Origin of the sequence: Vibrio sp. Vb0888, from assembly GCF_033338835.1 — a bacterium.
Classification (GTDB): Bacteria; Pseudomonadota; Gammaproteobacteria; order Enterobacterales; family Vibrionaceae; genus Vibrio; species Vibrio alginolyticus.
Genome location: NZ_JAWOTL010000267.1, coordinates 1 through 1,114, shown reverse-complemented (window position 1 = coordinate 1,114; position 1,114 = coordinate 1). Strand labels below are relative to the sequence as shown.

The window sequence follows — 1,114 nt, the reverse complement described above, 5'->3', positions numbered from 1 at the left end:
AGATGAAGAGTTGAATGGCGCGGAGTTTGCAACCGCAAAAGTCACCTTTTTGAATGAAGGGGCTGGGTATCGAAATACGCTCGGTTATTTTGTTTTTGATACCAATAACCCGCCGACCAATAAAGATGAAATCGCAGCGCATGTGATCATTTTTCCTAATACATCGAAAGCGCCAGATGGCGAGATGGAAGAAGGTGACACTATCGACCTGAATGTGCAGCTCACTGCCGGTCAAACGCTCGCGTTCTTCATTATTCCGAATGGTTGGGGCTGGTCTGGCTCATACAATAACATCGCCAGCCTTGGCAGTTGGGGCACGCCATTTTATAGCTATTCCAATCTAAACCCAGAGTCGACTTCAGAAAATCGTCGTCATAACGTGGCTTTTATCGATACGCAAAACGAGTTCTTAGTACTGGGTTTTGAAGATATTTATCGCCCTGATGGCGACAATGATTTCAATGACTTGCTGTTTACTGTCGAAGTGAGCCCATTCACCGCCATTGATGGCGTCAACACTGATGGTTCGACGGACTCGAAATACGAGCCATTGGTGCAAGAAAACAACCCAGAAGTGACGGTGACTTCGGTTTATCCAAGCTCAGACACGTACGCGACGATGGCGTTTGAAGATCGCTGGCCGCTAATGGGCGACTACGATTTCAACGATGTGGTGTGGCGTTATCGCGTTACCGAACTGCTAAATGGTCAGCGTGAAATCAAAAACATTACATTCGATTACACCTTACAGGCGATGGGAGCTGGGTTCTCCAACGGTTTTGCGGTTCATCTACCAAATGTTAACCCTGCCAATATTGCGTCGACCGTGTTGACTCGAAATGGCGAACCCGTCACTCATCAAGTGGTGCAATCTGGCGGTGAGGCGGTGCTTGTGGTCTCAGAAAACTTGCGCAAAGACTTAGAGGCATTGGGTGAGTTAGACAGCAATTGTACTTTTTATCGCACTCAAACCGCGTGTGTGAGTCAGCAAACGTCAGATGTTCTGAATTATCAGCTCACCGTTGAGCTATCGACGCCTGTTTCACGTGAGCAAGTTGGCTATCCGCCTTACGATTCATTCATCTTTGCTTCGAAAGACTCGTATCACGGTGAT

Annotated in this window: 1 protein-coding gene; it reads left to right on the top strand. The window is 47.5% G+C overall.

The features are described 5' to 3' along the window. A partial coding sequence (locus tag R7P72_RS25525; RefSeq protein WP_318111023.1) for an LruC domain-containing protein occupies nucleotides 1-1,114 on the top strand: 1,114 nt, incomplete at both ends.